Origin of the sequence: Thalassospira profundimaris (assembly GCF_003326795.1) — a bacterium.
In the GTDB taxonomy this organism is placed as follows: Bacteria; Pseudomonadota; Alphaproteobacteria; order Rhodospirillales; family Thalassospiraceae; genus Thalassospira; species Thalassospira profundimaris_C.
This window is the reverse complement of record NZ_JPWI01000002.1, coordinates 57252-78819: the sequence shown is the minus strand read 5'-3', so window position 1 is coordinate 78819 and position 21568 is coordinate 57252. Positions and strand designations below refer to the sequence as shown.

At 54.3% G+C, this 21568-nt stretch carries 20 protein-coding genes; 15 read left to right on the top strand and 5 right to left on the bottom strand.

What is annotated here, in order from left to right:
- Nucleotides 1-12: 12 nt before the first annotated feature.
- Complete coding sequence (locus TH30_RS04715) at nucleotides 13-492, bottom strand: hypothetical protein (RefSeq protein ID WP_147251931.1); 480 nt, start codon at nucleotides 490-492, stop codon at nucleotides 13-15.
- Here TH30_RS04715 and TH30_RS04710 point away from each other — a divergent pair.
- The 15 genes from TH30_RS04710 to traI all read left to right on the top strand — a co-directional run bounded on the left by TH30_RS04710 (nucleotide 476) and on the right by traI (nucleotide 15151).
- On the top strand, nucleotides 476-1597 hold the full coding sequence (locus TH30_RS04710; protein ID WP_258548609.1) for a hypothetical protein: 1122 nt from the start codon (nucleotides 476-478) through the stop codon (nucleotides 1595-1597). The genes TH30_RS04715 and TH30_RS04710 overlap by 17 nt on opposite strands.
- Entirely contained in the window at nucleotides 1594-1887 is a 294-nt protein-coding gene (locus tag TH30_RS04705; RefSeq protein ID WP_114096941.1) for a hypothetical protein, read from the top strand. The genes TH30_RS04710 and TH30_RS04705 overlap by 4 nt, the downstream gene beginning before the upstream one ends.
- Entirely contained in the window at nucleotides 1878-2063 is a 186-nt protein-coding gene (locus TH30_RS04700) for a hypothetical protein (protein ID WP_114096940.1), read from the top strand. Before TH30_RS04705 ends, TH30_RS04700 begins: the two co-directional genes overlap by 10 nt.
- Nucleotides 2051-2779 (top strand): VirB8 family type IV secretion system protein, encoded by a 729-nt coding sequence (locus tag TH30_RS04695; protein ID WP_114096939.1) that lies wholly within the window; start codon nucleotides 2051-2053, stop codon nucleotides 2777-2779. The genes TH30_RS04700 and TH30_RS04695 overlap by 13 nt, the downstream gene beginning before the upstream one ends.
- Entirely contained in the window at nucleotides 2776-3858 is a 1083-nt protein-coding gene (locus tag TH30_RS04690; RefSeq protein ID WP_114096938.1) for a TrbG/VirB9 family P-type conjugative transfer protein, read from the top strand. The genes TH30_RS04695 and TH30_RS04690 overlap by 4 nt, the downstream gene beginning before the upstream one ends.
- Entirely contained in the window at nucleotides 3855-4946 is a 1092-nt protein-coding gene (locus TH30_RS22615; RefSeq protein ID WP_114096937.1) for a TraB/TrbI/VirB10 family type IV secretion system protein, read from the top strand. Before TH30_RS04690 ends, TH30_RS22615 begins: the two co-directional genes overlap by 4 nt.
- A 4-nt stretch (nucleotides 4947-4950) precedes the next feature.
- Nucleotides 4951-7161, top strand: a complete 2211-nt coding sequence (locus TH30_RS04680) for a hypothetical protein (RefSeq protein WP_147251929.1) — start codon at nucleotides 4951-4953, stop codon at nucleotides 7159-7161.
- The gene (locus TH30_RS04675; RefSeq protein WP_114096935.1) at nucleotides 7161-8114 is read left to right on the top strand and encodes an ATPase, T2SS/T4P/T4SS family; all 954 of its coding nucleotides are present in this window, start codon (nucleotides 7161-7163) and stop codon (nucleotides 8112-8114) included. The genes TH30_RS04680 and TH30_RS04675 overlap by 1 nt, the downstream gene beginning before the upstream one ends.
- Nucleotides 8114-9907, top strand: coding sequence for a type IV secretory system conjugative DNA transfer family protein (locus tag TH30_RS04670; RefSeq protein WP_114096934.1), 1794 nt, complete (start codon nucleotides 8114-8116; stop codon nucleotides 9905-9907). Before TH30_RS04675 ends, TH30_RS04670 begins: the two co-directional genes overlap by 1 nt.
- Nucleotides 9904-10152, top strand: a complete 249-nt coding sequence (locus TH30_RS04665) for a hypothetical protein (RefSeq protein WP_114096933.1) — start codon at nucleotides 9904-9906, stop codon at nucleotides 10150-10152. Before TH30_RS04670 ends, TH30_RS04665 begins: the two co-directional genes overlap by 4 nt.
- Nucleotides 10145-12301 (top strand): zincin-like metallopeptidase domain-containing protein, encoded by a 2157-nt coding sequence (locus TH30_RS04660; protein WP_220150272.1) that lies wholly within the window; start codon nucleotides 10145-10147, stop codon nucleotides 12299-12301. Before TH30_RS04665 ends, TH30_RS04660 begins: the two co-directional genes overlap by 8 nt.
- Before the next feature lie 76 nt (nucleotides 12302-12377).
- Nucleotides 12378-12650 (top strand): XRE family transcriptional regulator, encoded by a 273-nt coding sequence (locus TH30_RS21965; protein WP_147251926.1) that lies wholly within the window; start codon nucleotides 12378-12380, stop codon nucleotides 12648-12650.
- 4 nt (nucleotides 12651-12654) lie between these two features.
- Nucleotides 12655-13644, top strand: a complete 990-nt coding sequence (locus TH30_RS04650; RefSeq protein ID WP_114096930.1) for a hypothetical protein — start codon at nucleotides 12655-12657, stop codon at nucleotides 13642-13644.
- An 11-nt stretch (nucleotides 13645-13655) separates the two neighbouring features.
- Entirely contained in the window at nucleotides 13656-14030 is a 375-nt protein-coding gene (locus TH30_RS04645) for a plasmid mobilization protein (protein ID WP_114096929.1), read from the top strand.
- Nucleotides 14027-15151 (top strand): TraI/MobA(P) family conjugative relaxase, encoded by a 1125-nt coding sequence (gene traI / locus TH30_RS04640; RefSeq protein WP_114096928.1) that lies wholly within the window; start codon nucleotides 14027-14029, stop codon nucleotides 15149-15151. Before TH30_RS04645 ends, traI begins: the two co-directional genes overlap by 4 nt.
- 16 nt (nucleotides 15152-15167) lie before the next feature.
- Here the strand turns inward: traI and mcrC are convergent, their stop codons facing one another.
- From mcrC to TH30_RS04620, 4 genes are read right to left on the bottom strand one after another with little or no spacing between them, the layout of a single operon-like run.
- Nucleotides 15168-16328 carry a 5-methylcytosine-specific restriction endonuclease system specificity protein McrC gene (gene mcrC, locus TH30_RS04635; RefSeq protein WP_114096927.1) on the bottom strand — a complete coding sequence of 387 codons (1161 nt, stop codon included), beginning with the start codon at nucleotides 16326-16328 and terminating at the stop codon, nucleotides 15168-15170.
- Entirely contained in the window at nucleotides 16328-18187 is a 1860-nt protein-coding gene (locus tag TH30_RS04630; protein WP_114096926.1) for an AAA family ATPase, read from the bottom strand. The genes mcrC and TH30_RS04630 overlap by 1 nt, the downstream gene beginning before the upstream one ends.
- Nucleotides 18180-19418 carry a GIY-YIG nuclease family protein gene (locus TH30_RS04625; RefSeq protein ID WP_114096925.1) on the bottom strand — a complete coding sequence of 413 codons (1239 nt, stop codon included), beginning with the start codon at nucleotides 19416-19418 and terminating at the stop codon, nucleotides 18180-18182. Before TH30_RS04625 ends, TH30_RS04630 begins: the two co-directional genes overlap by 8 nt.
- Nucleotides 19411-21462, bottom strand: coding sequence for a DEAD/DEAH box helicase (locus tag TH30_RS04620; RefSeq protein WP_114096924.1), 2052 nt, complete (start codon nucleotides 21460-21462; stop codon nucleotides 19411-19413). Before TH30_RS04620 ends, TH30_RS04625 begins: the two co-directional genes overlap by 8 nt.
- Nucleotides 21463-21568: the final 106 nt, after the last annotated feature.

Genomic DNA, 21568 nt, shown 5'->3' with positions numbered 1-21568 from the left:
CGTATTCACTCTCTACTGCTGTGTTTCGGTAAATATTGCGTTGTCCCGTTTCACATCATTTTTCGTGCGCCAATCAGGAAGATCACGACACGAATGCGTGAAAACATTGCGCTGCTCCATTACCCAGCACGACGCACCGGCTTTCCATTCGTTCCAGGCAAAGGCTTTGTCCTTGTAGGTTACAGCACGATAGACGTGTTTCCAAACCTCATAGACACGATGCAGATCGTGTCCACGTTTGATCAACTCTCCTTCTGGATGCTTCGCGAGGCTCTCAAGAATTTCCTCACGCGAGCCAGAAACGAGGGCTTTGTTCGCTTCATACGCGGGCATCACAAGATCCCATTCAGCGACAGCTTCTGCGCGGTCGTAACTTGTCCAAAGAGACACCGCGTAATCCCAGTCCAAGTAGTCAGACTTCTGGGAATAAATCTGCGCGCTAGCAGTTCCCCAAAAAACCAAAAGGAATACGGCGATGAATGACGACGACATCACATGCCTGACATGTGACGTGGTGACGGAGTATGTCGATCTGGCAAACAGTTTCACCCAGAACCTGAGCACTGTGCTGCTCGAACCCATGTGGTTCATCTATCTCTCCGTGGTTGGTCTGTGGATCGTCATTCATGGCGGCAAGATGATCATGGGTAAGGGCGATCTAATTGGATTCGCTCATGAATTCGCGTTCATCATTATAGCCGGTCTGCTGCTCGGCGGGCAAGGGCCCACTCTCGTAAATTCCATCTATCAGATGGCTTTATCAACGATGGGTAGTGCTGCTGGCGTCGTTCTGTCTGCCGGCATGGAAGGTGGGATTACTGCCGCCACAATACCGAGTGAAGCCACATCTCTTGGCGGCATGGCGCAGTTGGTCTATGTCGCAGAGCAAGGCTTGATGAGCGTACTTCGCATCGCCTTTGAGATCTGGGCGTCGATCTCGCTCGGCAATCTGATGGCCGGGGTCTACGGCGTCATGCTCGCCCTGCCCTACATCATCCTGATCATTGTCTATTTCAGCCAGGTTGTTGTCAGCATCTTCCGCGTGATGATGTTCTCCGCCCTCTCCCCGATCCTGATGCTTGCCGTTGGGTTTGGCTGGGGACGCGGCATGGCAATCACAGGGGTTCGAACCGTCTTTGCCGCCTTCATGGTGCTATTTGGCTCAACGCTGGCTCTGGCGTTGTGTCTCTATGGGGCCGCCTCCCTTGAAATCCATAATACCGAAAATGTACGCGAAATTACCTCGATCAATAATCCAGCGCTTTGGGTTGCCATCGTTCTTGGCTGGATGGGCACAGCCTTTATGGCCGAGGCTACCGGCATGGCCAACTCGATTGCCGGATCCCAACTGACCAATCAGGCCGCTGCCGTCATTACAGCTGGCATGACCGCAACAGGCCTATCTCTTGCGAAGGCTGCGAAAAAATATGCACCAGGTGGCGCTTCCACAGCCCTTGATGCCGTTCTCTATGGAGCAGGAGCTGCCCGCAACCCGGTTGGGGCTGCAGGGGCTGCCAAAGACAGTCTCGTTGCCGCCAAGAATGCCGTCATGGAACGCCTCAAGACACCGACCTTTGATCGGGGAGGCAAGCCATGAATCGTCTCAAGAAATTCCTGCGGGATGCCCTTGTGACCATCGCCGTATTTCCTCTCATTGCACTCTGGCTGCTGGTTCTGACCGGCATGTTTTCGCCAGAAAGCGTGATCGTCTTTGTCATGGCTCTTCGCGAAGTCGATGCGGACCAGTTGGCCGGTCTGATGCGCAGTGCCGTTCATATCTGGATCGCGCTTTCCATCACCCTTGCCCTTGCCAAGCTTGTTTTTGGCTTGGGCGGTTCATCCTCCCCGACCGCCACCAACCAGAAAGGATCGCAGCGATGCGCCTGATCCCCAAACATTTCGTCTCAATGCTTTGCCTTGCCGTTTTCCTGTCCGGCTGTGTCTCCGTTTCAAAAGACCGTGAAATCCCCAAAGACGGTACCGGAACCGATGAGATGAAACTCAGCCCCTGTGTTTGCGATCCGGTTGAGTTCAATGGCGAGGGCTTCTCATGGCTTGGCTAGGGCGCATCGGCAAACGCGATAACGGGCGCAAGTCGATGGTCAAAGCAGCGTCAACGCATAAAGCCACCGTTGCTGCAGATCCGTTCAGCTTTCAGGCCAGCCATCGCAGGCTCGCCTGGATGCTGCGCCTGTCTGCCGGGACCAACATTGTGCTGGGCGCTGGCGTCGTGGTTCTGGTGCAAACAGTTGCACATCTCGTACCGCTCAAGGAAACCGAGATTGCCCTGATTCGGACCTATGGCCCCGATGACCGCACCTATGTTGTCGAACCGGTCAGCAAGAAGGTCGAAGGTTTCGAGGTGTTTCTTGAAGCCCAAGCCAAGCGCTTTGTGCTGATCACCAACGAGATCGATCCGGTCACACAACAAGAACGCCAGCGCGAAGCCTCCCGGCTATCGGATGCCAGCTTCTGGGAACGCTTCAAACGCGAGCGGATCGATAGTGGCCTGATCACCGAGGCCCTTGAAAAAGGCATTGAGCGCGAAGTGCGGATCGTCTCCATCGATCCCATAGCCACCTTGTCCTCGGACCATAAATACGCGGTCGATTTCATCCAGGTCGACCATCGTCGCGGCAAAGAGATCTCGCGCAAAAACTTGCGCGCTTACCTAACGCTGGCCACCCGCCCGCAGAACGTCTCCGAAGCCGACAAATACACCAATCCTTTTGGCGTCACCGTGCTCGACATGGTGCTTAGAGAAAGAGGCGCGTCATGAAACGCCTGATCAATCTTGTTTTCCATCTCGTCTTTGGCAGCCTCATTCTGGCCGTCCTCGTTCTTGGCTATAAGCAGGCGAACGCGCAGACCGCTGCACGCCCGCCCATGCCAGGACAATCGCAGCAACCATTCTCTGGTGCACAAACCGCTCCGCAACAATCCGCATCAGCCATGCCGGTGCCCGATAGCGTTGTCAATCAGGCTCGCGATCAGAATGAGGGCTACTTCAACGCAATGAGCCGTCCGCGTACCAGCGGACAGGTTCAGGACGTTTGGGATGATGCAGATCCGAGTGATGCGGTTTATGCGACCGATCTGTGTGATGATTGTACTTACAAGATCCGCACCCGCGAGTTCATGGTCACCGTGCTTGAACTGCCACGCGGTGAAAAGATTGAAGCGGTCGATCTTGGCGATGATGGCGGATTTTCTGTCAAACCACGCGGTGAACGCCGCTTGGCTGTGCGCCCCAGCGGATACGGTTATGACACCTCACTTGTCGTCTACGGCAAGTCCGGTGCGGTTTATCCATTCTATCTGAGGGCCGAGAGCTTCAACTCGGTCAATGTCCCCGATCTCGTTGTCCGCATCGAGGGATCTGTGCAGATCGATGAGGATCCGGCAGTCCCCGGCTTTGCCGGTGTTTTGGACGACACAGGAGAACCGGCTCTTCCGGCGATGTCTGTTCCAGGACAAGGCAATAAGTCTGCTGCCATCGACAATGCAGTTTCTGGGCTGAGTGACACCAATCCGGGCACGCCTGAAGGCGACTTTGTTGCACAATCCCCGTTCGATCCGAACGCCCTGCATGGCTGGGGCGACTATGATCTTTGGGGCGATGAAACGCTACGCCCGGAGACGGTTTTTAGGGATGACCACTTCACCTATATCCGCTTTGGCAAGCGCTGGAAGGATATCGAACTGCCGACCGCCTATGTGGTGGTCGATGGCATAGATGAATTGGTCAATACCCGTGTGCAGGGCGAGACCTACATCATTGAAAGCACCCGACCGCTGATCACGCTCAAAAGCGGCAAGAGCTTCCTCTGTGTTGAATATACCGGGGACGCGGCATGAGTGCATTTTGTGATGTAGCACTGGTGCTTGGCCTGACCTTTGGGGGTGTATGTGCCGAACCGGTCGTCAATGAAGCGCCAACCCTTCCAGCAGATGATCCATCAGTTTGGGCCCTTCCGGCACCGCCGCCACCAGCACCAGTTGCCCCTGCCCCTTTGATGCCGCCAATCATCATCAAGGAAGCCAAACCGGAACCAGAACCTGCTCCGGCGCCCGAGCCTATGCCGCAACCTGAGCCGGTTGTCGATGCACCCGCGCCGGATCCCTATCGCATGGCATTGGAGGCCGCTTGGCAACATCGCGTTTCCTTGTCATCAGACTGGGGCACCCCGGCGTGGCAGTCTTCTGATATGGCAGGGGCTTCGGGTCATGCTGTCCTGCCTGGCATGGTACCCCCTGCCGCGCTCGATCCGCTCGATCTGCCTGTCAGTGAGGACGAGAAAGCCGACTATGAAGGCCCGCGCCGGACATCCACACTTCCGGTCGATAACAGCCGGATCATTACGGCGGATCGCTATATCACCGTGATCCTTGAAACCGGGATCAACAGTCAGGTCGGCGGTGACGCAACCGGCACCGTGATCGTGCAGTCGGCGCGTGATGTTTATGGCTATCACGGGCGCAATGTTCTGATCCCCAAAGGATCGCGCCTGATCTGCAACTATGATCCACCCAAGGATATGGGCAGCTCGCGCCTGTCGATTGCCTGTGAACGGATCCTGATTGCCGGACATCGGGCCGAGATCCGCCAGCTCGCCTCCCCGATCAGTGACATTCAGGGCAGGCAAGGGGCTGCTGGTGAAGTGGATCGCCGCTTCTGGGAACGCTATGGCACCGCCTTCATGCTGACCGGAATTTCGACGGCCGTCCGCTATGCCGCTGCCACAACCAAATCAGAAGAAAGCGACGGCGAAGTCGCGACGGCGGCTGCCGAGAAAGCAGCCGAAGAACTATCGACCCGCTTTGGCGAGATCAGCGCCAGCGTCCTTGAAGAGACGCTGTCACTGCAACCCATCATCACCATCCCCCAAGGCACCCGCCTTCATATCCGTCCGGCAACGGACTGGTACATTGCAAATGTGGAGTAAAAGCATGAACAAACGAACCCTTTGGTGTTTGCTCCTGTCGTCCTGTCTTGTCTCACCCGCACTGGCGCAACTGGCCGAGCCAACCACAACCACCTCGCAAGCCGAGCCCGGTATCGAGGAAATGGTGCGCAAGGTGAATATTGTCACCCGTGCCAAAACCCGGACCGCCGTCTCAGAAAACGAACCAATGGCTATTGATCTTGGCTTGGTCGATGTGCCCGGTGCGCCTCCCAAACTGACCGAAGGTGTCACCGCCAAGGCTTATGCCCGCTATGTCACCTTTGAGGACAATTTGATCGCGCAACTGGTGCTGACCGGCGTTGAAAAAGACGGCAAATCCGAACCGCTCGATTCAAACGATTTCGTCGCCCAGTTCAATATGGACAGCCCCGAGCTAGATCCGGCGTCACCCGTCACCATCGAGGGCAATCAGGAAACGCTGCTTGCGGCTCTGCAGCGCTTGAATGACGTAGAGGAAGAAGACGACAAGGAAGAAAAGGAGACGGAAAGCGCTGAAGCTGATACCGGTGCCTCAAACAATGTCGGATCAAATGCATCAAAGAATGCCGATGCGGCTGGCTATTCGACACCATCAGCTCTTGATGTTGAGGAAGATACCAGCTCGCCGACCGTGCGTGTCACGACCGAAGGCTGCAACATTCGCGTTGATCTGGCCCAGCTCGTCGCTGTCCAGCAAAGCCGGGTTGAAACCACCGAAGACGGCAATGTGAGCGCGGGAACCTGTGAGGATGGCGCAGATCGCTATCCGCTGGATCGCAGCTATTCTGTTTGTGGCGATACCATCGACATGGAAACACGTCAGGCAACCGCACAGTATTTGCTTTTTTACACCGATGGCGGCGGCAACCGACGGGAAGTCACTGACTGCCTGAAGGATGAAGATAAGGTCTTTGACATCACAGAGAAGACCTCGGCCTGCTCGGTCTATCTTGACTATAACGAGATGATGGCCGTTCCGCAGGCGTCCCTTGTCTATGTCAATGCCAGCAACAATGAAGTCCAGGTCAGAAGCTGCGAACCTTCAGAAGAGCTGGCCGCTGTTCCACTTGTCTCGGTCACTGATGGCTGTTCCATCCGGCATGATTTTGCCGCTGGTCGCTCCTATCAGACCGGTCGTCATATCTATGAACTGAATGGCACCACCTGGCAGGCTGATGCCTGTTCGGACAATGGCACGGAATACCCTCACGAAACCGTCTACAAGAGTGCCGCTGGTCAGGAAGTTTGCGCGCCAATCATTAATCAGGCGGCTGGCACCGTCACCCGCCAAAGCCGCAAACAGATCGTGGTCAATGGCGTCGAGCAATTCATCACCGAATGCAAACCCGACAGCGCCAATATCGCAATCCAATCCACCATCGACGGCTGTGACAATCCCTCACTCTGGAACCATGATCTTGCGGCTGGCACCAGCTATGGTCGCGAGCGGTTTTACTATCTGCTCGATGGCGTCCCGCAATATGTCACCGAGTGTCAGGATAGCGAGGTTGCCTATCCGCATCATGTCGAGACCACCGGCTGGCAAAACCATGATGACCAGTTGTTCGCCTATCGCCTGACCACGGTCTATATCGAAGGCACACCCAAAGGTCGTTACAACATCAAGACCAGTGAAGTTCTGCCGGGTGAACCACAGACCGCCTATGTCTATGATGGTCAGGGACCGAAACCCAATGGCGATATCTGGTATGAGGACTGCACCCGCTTTGAAGGGCGCGATCTCGTAAACACCTATAAGCGTCCGGATGGCACAACCTACGGCCTGAAAGTCGATGAAGCGACACCAGCCAATCTGGGGAATGTCTGCAGTGCGACGGTCCAATGGGCAGATCCGACGCATTCGAGTTGGACTGCTCCACAGAACCATACAGGCGGACCATGCGGCAATGCGACTGGTACCGTCACTGTCCGGGTTGGAGGTTCTGACGGCTATAACGAAAATCGCACGGTCTACAACTCCAACCATTGCAACTATTCAGCAGCCGTCGGCACCCGAAAAACAGTTCGTGAAGATGGCGTAACAATCGGCGAGCCAAGCAGCAAGACTTGCACCGCGCTCTCTGCACAAAGCTCAATCCATCAGAAGCGTTCCGGCAACGATTACTGGACGCTCTATGAGCCGAACAAATACAACTATCCTGCACATACCGACAGCATCAAGAGCGGTTGCATGGGCAGTTGGGGGTGGTGGTAATGAACGCCCTATCCCCCAATCCTTTGTTTGAGAAGATCCTCGGCCCTCTGGCCACCTATTACGGCGATCTTTCCACGGTCGAAATCCGCATGAACCGCCCCCACCGCGTCGTGACTGAACGACGCGGGGAAGGCAAGCGCGAGATCGAAGATCCTGCTCTCACACTGGCCGCCATCGAGCGGATTGCCATCAGTCTCGCCAACCAGCGTGGTTTGAAGTTCAATCCCGATGACAATCCAAAGCTCTCCTGCATCCTGCCGGGCAATCACCGCTGCGAGATCCTGGTTGGGGCATCGGTCAGATCACATCTGAGCCTTGCGATCCGCTGCAAGCATCCCTTCACCCCATCCTGGGAGCAGGCTGGGGTGACATCGGCTATCCGCGATTATCTGATCGAGAAGGTCACGGGTGATGCCAACATGATCATCAGTGGCGCAACCAACACCGGCAAGACCACCTTGCTCAATATGTTGCTCGCCACCATTGATCCAGCCCGGCGTGTGCTGGCCATTGAGGATACGCCAGAGCTGCATATCGAACAGTTCTGGGATGGCAATGGCTTGATCGCGGCGCGTGAGGCTGGAACGGGCAGCGGTATGGTTGGCTGGCGCGAGATCTATGATCATCTGATGCGGATCACGCCCGATCATATTCTTTTTGGTGAGATCAGCACCCAGAATGCCTTTGCCGCACTGGCAGCACTGAATTCCGGTGTCACCGGCTTTATGTGCACCATCCATGCCGAAAGTCCGTGGCAGGCCATTCACCGCAAGTTCGATCAGAACATCGCCTGGGCCGGTGAAACCATGCCCCGCGTGCCTGAGTTTCTGGCGGAGCTGGTTGACGTCGTCGTTCAGATCAAACGCAACGCCGATGGCTGGCGGCGCATCACCGATATCTGGGAACCGCGTAATGATCGCTATGTGCTCAAAGACGGCAAGGAGGTGGCATAATGACTGCTCTTTACCGCCTCTCTCTCCCTTTCATCCTGCTCGCCATGATCACTGCCATTCTCTGGCAATGGCATCTGGCTGTTGGCTTTGACGCACTGGATCTGCGTTGGTGGCGATGGTCGCTCGATGCCGCCACGCATCCAGCAGGCCTACCTAATGAAATGCTCTATCCGGCTCTTTGGATTGGCATCACTGGATTGCTTTGCATGTTCGGCGTGCTGGCGCTGGCCGCACGGGCCAATAACAGCACGCTCAAGGGGAACCGCAAAGGCGACGAACTGCATGGCTCGGCCCGCTGGGCAAAGCTGAGGGATATCAAGAAAGCACGCCTGTTTCGTAAAGACGGCGTGGTTGTTGGCGGCTGGCCATCATGGTTTGGCCGGATCCGCGAACTGCGCCATGACGGGCCGGAGCATGTCCTGGTCTGGGCTCCAACCCGTACCGGCAAGGGGGTCAGCCTGATCCTGCCTACCCTGCTCAGCTGGCGCGAGAGCATTCTCTGCCTTGATATCAAGGGTGAGAACTTCGCCAAGACCGGCGGCTGGCTTGCCAGCATCGGGCACAAGGTCTTGCGCTTTGAGCCCTCCGCCAGCACTGGCTCGGCCCGCTTCAACCCGCTGGCCGAAGTGCGCATTGATACCGAACAGGACATCGCCGACTGCCAGAACATCGCCGCCATGATCATCGATCCCGATGGCCAGGGCATGAAGGATTACTGGCGACAGGAAGGTTATGGCTGGCTTTCGGTCGTGTTGCTTCATGTCATCTATCGGGTGCGGCGTGATGAACACCGTACGGCCTGTTTTGATGATGTGAATACCTTTCTCTCGGGCATTACCGGCGACGGCGACGCGGAAGAAAGCGACGATAATTTCGAGCATATTCTTGCCGAAATGGCGGCCTTTGATCATGGCAAATCCCATGTGAACAAGGAAGTTCGGCGCGGGGCCAACAGTATGATGATCAAGGCCCCGCAGGAACGCTCTGGCGTGCATTCAACCGCCAAAACGCAGCTGACCGTCTTTGCCGATCCGATCATCGCACGCAATACCGCGACCAGTGACTTCCGCCTGCATGATCTGATGAATGGCGATGCGCCAATGGCATTGTTCCTTGTCGTTTCACCTGCAGACAAGGATCGCTTGCGGCCCCTGCTGCGCATCATCCTCAATCTCTTTATGCGCCGTCTTACCGAACGCATGGAGTTTGGATCTGGCCAAACGCTCGCCGGATACAAGCACCGTCTGCTTTTGATGCTCGATGAGTTCACCTCCATCGGCAAGCTGGAGATCTTCGAGGAATCTCTCGCCTTCATGGCGGGCTACGGCCTCAAGGCCATGATCATCGTCCAGAACACCGAACAGCTCTTCAAGCATTACGGTCGTGATGAATCGATCATGGCCAACTGCAAGATCCGGGTGGCCTTCACGCCAAACAAACTCGAAACCGCCAAGCTACTCTCGGACATGACCGGCAAAGCGACCATCGTGCAAAAGCGCCGCTCGCGCTCTGGTCGAATGGGCGATCTCGGATCTGTATCCGACAATCTGGCTGAAACCTCCCGCCCGCTTCTCACCCCTGATGAATGCATGCGCCTGCAGATCATTGATACCGAGGGCCGCAAACCGGTCCCCGGTGATGCGCTGATCTTTGTTGCCGGTCTGCCACCCATCCTTGGCCGTCAAAAGCTCTATTTCCTGGATCGCGAACTGTCCCGCCGTTCGCAAATGACGCCGCCCCAAATGGCGTTCTCTTCCATGCCCTCTGCATCTCACAAAGGAACCAAACCATGAAGACACCCAATACACCCGACAAAACCACGCCTGCGTCCGCAGCCCTGACTGACCAGGACTATCTCACCCTCGCCTCTTCCATGATCAACGCCGAAAGCCAGATTGGCCCTGTGCCGGTCGATCCGGACATTGCCGACGCCATGGGGGCTTTTGCTGAGGACGCGCTCTCTGCTGATGATGCGCTGGACAGTCATTTTGACGGCATCGACCCGACTGCTGATGCGGAGGGTTCGAACCATGGCTGAGAAGAAAAGCTACCGCGATCAGGTGGTCGAGGAACTGCTTGGCCATATCGAGGCTGGCACCGCCCCCTGGCAAAAGCCATGGGAACCGGGAAAGGTCCGCATGGCCCCGTTCAATCCGGTTTCTGGCAAGGATTATCGCGGCATCAATGCCCTTTGGCTTGAAATGCGCGGGCGCTCCGATCCGCGCTGGATGACCTATCGTCAGGCGGCGGCCCAGGACGCGCAAGTCCGCAAGGGCGAAAAAGGCACCATGATCGAATATTGGAAATGGTCCGAACGTGAGAAGGTGCTGGATGAAAACGGCAAGCCGGTTCTCGACGACAAGGGTATCGCCAAAACCCGCGACGTAAGGCTGGACCGTCCCCGGGTGTTTCATGCCGTCGTCTTCAATGCTGAACAGATCGATGGCCTTGCCCCCTATATCGCGCCAGAACCGACCTTTAGCCCGGTTGAGCGGGCCGAACAGATCCTCAAGCAGGGCAATGTGCCGATCTTCCATGATCAGAATGACCGGGCCTTTTATCGGTCCTCGACTGATCAGATCCACATGCCTCATCAGGCCGCGTTTAAGGGCCAGTATGAATATTACGCCACCGCCCTGCATGAGCTTGGTCATGCCACCGGCCATGGATCACGCATGGCGCGTGAGTTTGGGCCGTTTGGCTCAGAAGTTTACGCCAAGGAAGAACTGCGGGCCGAGATCGCAAGCTACATGCTGACCACCGAGCTTGGTCTTGGCCATTACCCGGAACGTCATGCCAGTTATGTCGGCTCATGGATGAAAGCCATCAAGGAAGAACGCAATGCGCTGTTCGCTGCTGCGCGGGATGCAGAAAACATCCGCACCTGGATCATGGAACCGGATCTGCGTCAAAGCCTGATCCCGGTGAAATCCCAAGAGACAACCAAATCCATCACTCAAACCCCGGCTGTTGAACGACAGAAGGAAAATGCCATGAATGGTGAAATGTCACAGGCTCCTAATCAGGACACCAACACCGAACGCAAGCGCATCTATCTCAATGTGCCCTTCAGTGAAAAAGATGAGGCCAAGGCTCTTGGGGCAAAATGGGATCGCCGGGCCAAGGCCTGGTATGCCCGCGATGATATGGAGCTTGAACCCTTCAAACGCTGGCAGGAGACCAAGGCCAAAGCCCCTGAACCCAAGATCAGCCCGGAACAGGAATTTGCACAAGCGTTGAAGGAAAACGGTCTGATCCTCGATGGACCGCCGACCATGGATGGCAAATGGCATCGGGTTGCGGTCGAAGGAGATCGCAAGGGCCAGAAAAGCGGTTCCTATCGCGGGTTCCTTGAAGGTCTTCCGGCAGGCAATATCACCAATTACAAATCTGGGCAGGATCCGGTCAAATGGGTCGCGACCGGCACCAAGATCGACCCAAAGGAGTTGGAACAGTCCAGAGCCGAAGCAGCAGCCCGAAAGGCCGCCCAGGAACAGGAACTCCGTGCGCAATATCGCGCGGTTGCCAAGCGGGCCTACGGGATTTTCCAGAACGCCGAACCGGCTCCCGCCAATCACCCCTATTTGCAGAACAAACAGGTGCCTGCTGGCGATCTGCGGATCGATCAATCGGGCAACCTTCTGATGCCGATGGCCAATGACAAAGGCTTTATCGAGAACATCCAGACCATCCATCCCGATGGCACCAAAATGTATCTCAAGGACGGCAAAAAGCGTGGCCTGATGCATGTGATCGAAGGTGATCCCAAAGGCCCGATGATCGTCACTGAAGGCTATTCCACCGGTCAAAGCCTGCATATGGCCAGTGGTCTGACGGTGGTGGTCGCACTTGATTCCGGCAATCTCGCCCCCGTGGCAGAAGCAATTCACAAGAAGCATCCAGATCGGCCACTTGTGATTGCCGCCGATGATGATCACGCCAAGAAGATCAATGCCGGGATCAAAGGGGCGGAGCGCGCCGCCGAGTTGACCGGGGCGAAGATCCTCCGCCCGGATCTGAGTGATGCGGAGAAAGCCAAGGGTTTGACCGATTTTAACGACATCCATCGGGAACGCGGGATTGAGGCGCTGAAACGTCTCGTCACCGACCAGTTGGGTCTCAGCAAACCGAAGTCCCGAACCAGAACACGGGGACGCGAGCAGCAGGCCGCAAGCTTGGCGGTCTGATCCCCCGAAAGCCGGTGGCGCGAAGTACGCCACCGGCACCTCTTTCCTCTTTGCCATTTTACCAGGAAATCACCTCATGACCGAACAGCATGTGACGGACATTTTTAACAAGCGCGCCAACCTTCAAGAGGCTCGCGACCTTGATTGCAGTGAATGCGGCCCGGCATTGGTCTTCGCCCTGCAGGCAGGCGAAAATACTTTCTCGCTCGATCTGCCGACCCTCCTGCAATGTCTCTACCTTGCCGAGCAAAAAGCCTCCGTTCCCAAGCTGGGTGCGGAATGGTGGAACAGCGTCATAAACCATTATAACATTGGCTCTTCCATCCGTGAAACAGTCGCCGGGAGATAAGATAATGCACGTCTATAAATTGCAGGCGCAGACTTTCGACGAAAAAGAGATCGAGCGCACGGCCTTTGAACGCGACACCAGAAAACTCGAACCCTGGTATCAGGTTTCCGACGACAAACAGCGCGAATATGCCGTATGTCCAGCCTGCGATAATCCTATTCAGATCATAGGACTTTATGAAGAACTCCGTCATACTGACCGACCTTATGGACGTCACACTGGTAAACCAGTCACCGGGTTTGATTATTTCAATGCCGATAATTTTGAATGGTGCCCCTATGTGCGAAAGAACCAGAGCAAAGGCAGCAGTCGCAAGCGCGGCATGGAAGGCATCTCGCTCAAGATCCTCGGCATCGTTCTCACCCAGTTTGACCGCGTGATCTACATCATCCGCAAAGAGACCGGCGTCAGGATTTCGTCGAAAGTTGCGCGCACCATGCTGGAAAACTGGATTGAAGCGGAAGGCTACCGCTTCCACGATGCGACCTTGCGCAACATCCCCTGGATGTTTGCCTATCGTTCCAAGGGCCTCTCAATCTTCGGACAACAAATCATCAAAGGACAAGACGAACTGCGTCTGGCCATCACTGATCGCATTCCCGAAGCTCGTTTCGACGAAAAAGGTCATATCACAAGGGGAAATAAGTTTTACGAAGTGACCTGGTGCTTTGTTGATTACCGTCGCAAGACCGAAGAAGACAGGCTGATTGAAATGGTCGAGTTTGAAGTCTGCGATGGGGGTCGCAACGTGGTCTTCGCCAAAACCATCACCTTTGATCCACGGTATTTTGCAAACCTGATCAATTACAGCAACCCCGACAAACGAGAGCCGCATCTCATCGCAAAAGCCAAAGAGGTGTATGAGCGCAAGTTCGGTGCCGATTTTACACGCAGTATCGTCAATCTGGTTGGCGGGTTTGATGCCACCCTCCCCGAGAGTATGCGGGCCGAAATGATGCCAGGTGGTTCTCCCACAGAATCTTCCGGGCAATAGCGGAACAAGAAATGGCCACCGAACGTCACGTCATCAAAACCTATCTCAACGACGAAGAGAAAGCCCGCATCGATCAGCTTGCCCACCAGCTGCGCCTTTCACGCTCGGAACTGCTCAAACGGTTGTTGATGAACACAAAATTGCCCAGTGTCAGCGACTTTGCCGCATGGCAGGGCATTCGCGACCTGCTCAAGGTCAATGCCGATCAGGCCCGCTTGGGTAATCTGTTCAAGCTTGCGCTAGATGAGCCACTCTCGGCTGATCTTTTAAAGAAGTTCGACAGCCTGAACCGCGATATAGAGGCGACGCAGACCGAGATCAAAGCAGCCATTGGCGATATCCGGATGCAGCTTCAGCCCGGCAAGAACCTGCAGGACAAATCATGATCGCAACTAAGATCGGCAAGAAATCCGGTGTGCCGGACAATTATACCCGCCTTGGTGAGTACATCGCCGCCGCCGAAGAAAAAGGCGAGAAGCTCGATCAGTTTTGGATCCGCAATTGCGATGCCGGCACAAATATCGAGGATCTTGACTTAGCCCTTTTGGAGATCGAAGCAGTTCGGCGACAAAAGCCCGATATTGCCGACAAGACCTATCACCTTGTCGTTTCTTTCCGCTCTGGCGAGCAGGACAAACTGACCAAAGAGGATCTGATGGCCATTGAGGCAGAATATGCCAAGGCACTTGGCTACGAAGATCATCAGCGGGTGGCAGGCACCCATATCAATACTGATAATTTCCACATGCATATTGCCTTTAACAAAGTGCATCCGGAAACGCTCAAGGTTGTCACCCCGCATCGGGATTTTAAGATCCTCGCCAAGGTCTCGCGCGAGATGGAGAAGAAATACGGTCTTGCCATCGACCCTGGCATGACAGATGGCAAAGAGCGTGATCCAAACATGCTCTCACCTGCTGCGCGGGACTATGAGGCCCATACCTGGCAAGAATCATTCCAGCGGCATGTGTTGAAACATCGAGAGGAAATACTTGAGGGTTTAGGGAAAGCCACGAACTGGGAGGAAGCACACGAGGTTCTGGCAGGATATGACATCAGCCTCAAGCTGCGCGGCAATGGCATGGTTCTGATGAGCCCGGATGGACAGGCGATGAAGGCCAGCCAGTTGGATCGATCTTGCAGCAAGAAGAAGCTTGAAGAACGGTTCGGAGTGTTTGAAGCAAGACAAGACAAACAACGTACGAAAGACGGACGATGGGCCATAACTAAATACCACTACAAGCCTCGTCCGCTTGTTCGACATCCCAACACCCCCGCCCTCTGGCGACGCTACCTTGGTAAACGAGAGATCCTTCCTCGGCAGCCCAGCCTATCGACACGGGCCTTGCGAAACTGGAAGATGTTTCTGCTATTGGAAGCCCATCAGGATCCGTTAGCTATGGTTTTGATCTTGGCGCACAGAGAAGTGCTAAGTATCTTAACGCCGAAAACCTTCATAGACCGGGCCAACCTCCCCAACTCAATGAAGTTTCCCAAAGGTTTGTAGTGCTATCCGTTAGGAGTCATCCGCGATGAGAAACAGACGGCGAGATAGGGCGGCTCAAGCGGCTTTCCATGGGAATGGCACGCAGGCGCTGGCTCAGTTCTAAAGCTGGCAGCATAAGGTCGATAGTCGCGAAACGGATATGATGCCCCTGTATCTCAGCCGACTCATCAATATTGGCATCAATCGCCGGGTACAAAAGAAGACCTTCCGAGAACAGAGAACGCGGTTCATCGTGCCGTTCCTGGCTACGAAGATAGGCGTAGAGCTGGTAGATATGTGCCGTTTTAAAGCGTAATGCCCCTCCATGCTGCGAGCGTGTAAACACGTTCGTAAACTTGGTATCAATGATGATCCGCCGATCCTCTCTCTCATTTTCGAGAATAATGTCTGTAACCATGCTCGGCAGGAAATGTTGAATCCCAGAAGAAGCAGCATCAATAGGCCATTTAAATTTCTTACCAGGGTAAACACGCCAACCATCTTCACGAGACAGTTCAGCGTTAAAGAAATTTCCGATAGCGCTTTCAAAGAGCTTCCGAAACTCTGTCTCTGCTCGATCTGCATCCAAAACAGAACGTGTGCCCGTTTCCTCTGTCGGCAACACGAGATCGAAGACCGCGCGAGCGAGTGAAACCATAAGCCGATCTTCGGCTTCATGTCGTCCGATTTGATCCGTGGCCATATCCGCACGTGACGGGTTTACTGCGCTAACGCCAGATCTGCCAAGTGCCCCCGCTAGCATTTTTGTACGATGTCTCAAACGGTCATTATCGAGCACCCCACCGACGACGCTCAGGGCTGCACGAACCAAACGGTTGCGTGGAGTGTCGATGGTAAGCTCTTCAAACCGGCACGCGATCTCACCTCGACTTAGCAACGCACGCGTCTCAGTCTGTAGCATGTCGATACGCCCACGCACGCGCCGCAGCGTGTCCTCACGGTGTCGATATCCGAAGCTGAGGTTGTGCCGGAGACGATTTTCTACTGTGTAACAAAGTAACCGCGCGATCAGCGATTTGAAGTCGGGTGAGGCCTCGATCTCTGCATCAAATTTCCCCCGAAACTTGACCAAGTCATGCGCATAGAGAAATAGGAACCAAACATTGCGCACCGGTATCTTGTCGTAAACAAGACGAATATCGGTCGTATCAGAAGACGTGAACGTCGCGTCCATCATCACATCGCCTGCAACAATCGGTCCCTAGAAGCAGCGGCCTTATCTAGATTATCAAACCAATATTCTTCCAGAAGCGGATAGATTTCCGTCTCGACGATATCCTTAAACCAGAGGGTTCCATCACGAATTTCATCGTCAGTGCCAGGAGTGACATAACTATGTCCAATGCAAAATTGCGGACCAAGTGACTTATCCGCCGCAATCTCGGCATTTAATTCTTTCATCGCAATCTTGATGCGATCTAGAACCGCTACGTCCATACCAGTCTGCTCACAACACCATTTGTGCCAAATATCGTTAAGATTGGTATCAAGAGACACGAAGGCAAAACGGCGGCGTAAAGCGAGGTCAACAAGCGCAAGCGAACGGTCGGCGATGTTCATTGTACCGATGACAAAGAGATTTTGTGGAATGAAGATACGCTCACCCTCGGCGCGCGAATAGGCCAATTCAATTGCCTCCTCCTCACGACGCTTGTCCTTTTCCAGCAGGGTAAGCATTTCACCAAAGATCTGGGCTGGGTTCCCGCGATTGATTTCCTCAATGATAACGACGAAGGGAAGATCAGGCTCGGCGCGAGCAGCTTCTATAGCCTCTAAAAACATGCCATCAATCAACGCGAGATGCCCGTCTCCATCAGGACGCCACCCCCGCACAAAATCTTCATATGACAAAGAAGGGTGGAACTGAATGGACCGCATACGTTTGCGAACCATTGCACGATCCCGCGTACCAATCAGCGCATAGCCTAATCGTTTGGCCAGCCATGTCTTTCCTGTTCCTGGAGGGCCTTGAAGAATTAGATTCTTCTTCGCTTCCAGACGTGAAATCGCGCCATCAATATCGCGCTGTGGCAAGAAACAACCATCAGCAACAATGTCTCCGAGCCCGTAAGGAACGAACTCGGCTGCGTCGTTGTCGAGCTCCACTTCCTCTTGCTCAAGATCGATTTCTGTCTGACTGGATTCCGACTTTCTATATCGTTTCACCCAATAAGGCTGTCGCAACCAAAATTCATAGTCCTGCTTATGTCCGGCAAAGGTGAATAGGATCAAACGGCGAGCGTACTCATCCGATGCATCTGCTTTGACAATGGTTATCCGATAGGTAAAGAAATACCATTCGAGCGGCGGTTCCAAGGGTTGCCAAGCAACCTTAACCGTTCGGCCATCTGTGGAGGCATGCGTAATTGTGCCCAACGCCTTGATCCGCATACACGAGACAGGCTTATCGTGGTTTACAAATGGCAACTTGTATTTCTGAACATAGGTGGACTTGATCGCGATCCGATCTCCGGGTCGCATACGTGCGACATGACCGGAATGCCTGTCCGTATATCCGTTTTGCCAGACACCTTCTGAGACGAAACGCTCCAGTTGATCTTCATTACCGTTCCAAACCGCGCCAACAAACCAAAATTGTCGCTTCGGATCATCAAAGATATCGTGTCCTAAATCGTCTGAAGGCGCTTCCTCGTCATCATCATCGGAAGCGGTTTTATAGCGAGCATGGACATCCTCAAACAGTTCGAGCGCCGCCTCATGGTCAAGCTGCGTCTCTCGCCCCTCATTTGTCAGTTCCCAAACGCCTCTCTTCTTACTTGTGACCAGTCCGGCCTTGCCCAGATAAAATTTCGCCCATCCAACCTGGTTTTCGTAATTCGACAGACCGTTTTTGTTGGTAAGCTTCAGATCATCTTCAGAAACCACAGAGCTCTTTGCGACTTCCTCGAAAACCTGCTTGGGTTCTGCTATGCCCCCTAATGTACGAAGGGCATCCAGTGTAGGGCCTAGCAACCGCACGAAACGTGGCCCACGCTTTTTCCGTTTAGGCTTATCCGTTTGAGAGGTCTTATTCATGACCGGCCTTCCCGTTAGATTTGCCATCGGTGGAAGCACTTGCGCCACGTCTTATCAAAGAAGCCTGCTGCGGGTCGTAAACGTAGCCAGAAATAGAGCCATCCTTGATCCGCTCGACTGCCTCTTCGATCACAAATAGCGGAACAAGGAACCATTCGCGTGGCACAACGGGCCTGCCAAAGCGGTCTGGGACCTCAATTTCAAGCCGGGCAGGCTCAAAGATGCGATGAATGAGGTTTTCCAGCTTCGTGCGGTTAATATTGAAGAGGTCATATGTCGCGACGATTTCGACATCTGCCATCAAGAAAGTCGGTTGAAGTCGCGCACCCGCGATACGCTTCTCGACACTCATATTCGTGACGCCAATCTTGTGCACCAAGTCGCGGTTTTCAGAGACAAGCGGATGATCCGACCCGCTCCTCAGCACATAAATGGTCCCGCTCGCTTCATCGCCATCAATCGTTTGATCTGCAAATAGCGGTCCCGCCGTAGGCTCCGTAATACGCCGCCCTGCTTCATCTTTGTTGAGCGAACGCTGAAGAGAACGCAACAGCATGTTGCTCTCAGTACCGTTGTCGAAAATCACCCGTAACCGGGCATCTGTTCGCCCCTGATCCGTAAGCGTTGTTTCGCCTTTTTCAGCCACAAACGCTTTCTGACCACCGACGATGAAAAAGCGACCTTGCTCAATTTCGGCCTTCATCTCAAACGGGCGCGTTTCGCGCAACCCGGTATCAAGCTCCTTTTGAACCTGCTCAAAAAGCGGCTTGAACTTATCGAAATCTTCGCAACGGTCCCGATTTGCAACTTCTTCTGCTGCGCGTCGCTCAGCCATCGAACGCACATGTCGAAGTTCGGTAATCGAGGGCGTTTCGGCATCAACTCCAAGCTCCGCAAGAAGTGCATCATCATCAAGATCTTCGTTTGAAGCTGCATCCACAGCAGCACCATCGCTCAGCAGCCCCTGATGATCTATCTCCTCGACCACTGTACGCACATCTGCCTGCTCGCGGATACGGTCAAGACGAACCGCATACAGACGTTCAAATATATCGCGGTCTTCACCGTGTTGCGGAGGTCGGCCGTGCTCATCAACAAACCGCTGGATTTCCTCAAAGCCGGCAATAATGCGTTCTTCGCGCGGTGTCCGACTTGGGGCTTTCTTAGCTTCAACCTCAACACCAAGCTCGGCAAGTAGAGCATCATCGTCGTCAGTAAACGTCTTACCCATTGGACGCTTCCTGTTTCATACGAGCCAAAAATGCCACGCCTTCTGCCATGCGCTTTTCCCAAGCATCTGGCGATGTAATAGACGGAAGCCGCCCACGCTCCTGCTTGAATTTCAGTGCACGCTTGGCCAAGTCCCGTGCCTCTTCTGGGGTAAGCTGAACCTTCTTTGCTGAAATCACAGCGGCAACTTGCTTCAAACTTTCTTCACTCATCGCCTTGGCAAGGATCGCATAGGCCTCACTGAACGGATTGATACGATCAATCAGGTCGATATCAAGCTCGCGAACATCCATCGCAAACTTTCGCACCCCCTGAATCAGTGCATTGTTTCCTGCCTTGTCAGCGACACCAGCCTCCAGTGCTGCCTCCTTAGCCTTCTGTGTAAGGTTAAGAGCTGCAATCGCATGCTGACGAACAGCTTCCTGATCATGATCGTCAAGTTCGGGATATCGATCTTTAATGATCTTGCCCATGCGCACCTGGGTCAGTTCCTCTGGCACAAGTTCTTCGTCAAAAAGCCCGCGCTCCACCGTTGGCTTGTCCTGAACAAAGGTTGCGATCACTTCATTCAAGTCTTCCTGACAAATCCGCTCACCTTCTTTAGTCTTCGGCGTTACCAGCCCCTTGATCTCAATCTGGAACTGCCCGGTATCTTCATTAAAACCCACATTACAGCTGTTTTGATCGTATCCACCTTCGCCGTAGTCATACCCCTCTTGCGGGCCGCTCGTAGTTGACTTGGGGGTAAAATTGAAGCGAGGTGCAAGTACCTGCTCCATTAACAAGCTGGCAGCAATCGCCTTTAACGTGTCATTCACTGCCTCTGTCACCGCCTCTTCCGAAGCATCTGGCTCGGCAATCAGGTTGGTAAAGCGCGCACGCGTTTTGCCTTCTGCATCGCGTGTCGCACGACCGATAATCTGCACGATTTCGGTCAAACTCGATCGATAGCCAACTGTGAGCGCGTGTTCGCACCAAATCCAGTCAAACCCCTCCTTGGCCATACCAAGGGCTATGATAATGTCCACATGATCACGGTTGTTCTTCCGGGCCGGGTCTTTGAGTGCGGCTGAAACCCTGTCGCGCTTAGACGGATCGTCATCCACAAGATCAGCGATCCGCAAGATCCTACCATCACCGCTTTTCACAAGCTGAAAGCCCGTAACCGGATCAGTACCCTGCCATTCACCAAGCTCTTCGATGATGTGCTCGACTTCGCGGATTTTGTCCTTGGTACTTTCTCGCGAGTTAACAGACGGGATATGGATGATCGTCTTCTCCGTCGGGTCAAGCACCTTCAGAATGTCATCGGCATAAGCCCCGGTATAGAAGAAATACCCGATATCAAGCGACTTCAGGTACTTATAGCCATTGAGCTGTTCATAATAGGTATAGGTAACCGTATCAAATTTCGCCTCGTCACGGGGCATCAACACTGCTTCGGCATCGCCCCTGAAATAGCTGCCGGTCATTGCGACCACATGCACTTTGTCGCGGGCGATCAGTTCGGCCAGGTGCGCACCAAGCTTGTTGTCGGGATTGGCAGATACATGATGAAATTCATCTATCGCAATCAGACAGTCATCAAAGGCTTCTATTCCGAACTTGTCGACGGCAAAGCGGAATGTCGCATGGGTCGCGACCAGGATACGGTCATCGCTGTCAAGAAACGTCTTCACCGCGCCAACTTTACCCTCATCCCCGCCCGGCGCATTGCAAAGGTTCCATTTGGGCACCACTTGCCAATCCGCCCAGAAACCGAACTTCGATAATGGCTCGTCAGCAAAGCTGGAACCGATCGACTTTTCCGGAACAGTAATGATGGCCTTGCGCAGGCCCTGATTGTGCAACTTATCAAGCGCAATGAACATCAAAGCACGGCTTTTGCCCGATGCCGGGGGCGACTTGATCAAAAGATATTGCTCGCCACGCTTCTCATAGGCACGTTCCTGCATGGGGCGCATGCCAAGTTCGTTGGATTTGGTCGAGTTGCCGCTCTGTGCATAGGTGACAGAAACAGAAGGGACGGATTTGGTCTGGTTCATTTTCTTACGCTCCTGCCTTGGCGGTTTACGTCCCTGTACACGACGATCTTTGCATTTGAAGCCAATAGCCTGCCTGACTGTTTTGAACTGTTGCGGACGCGGCGAC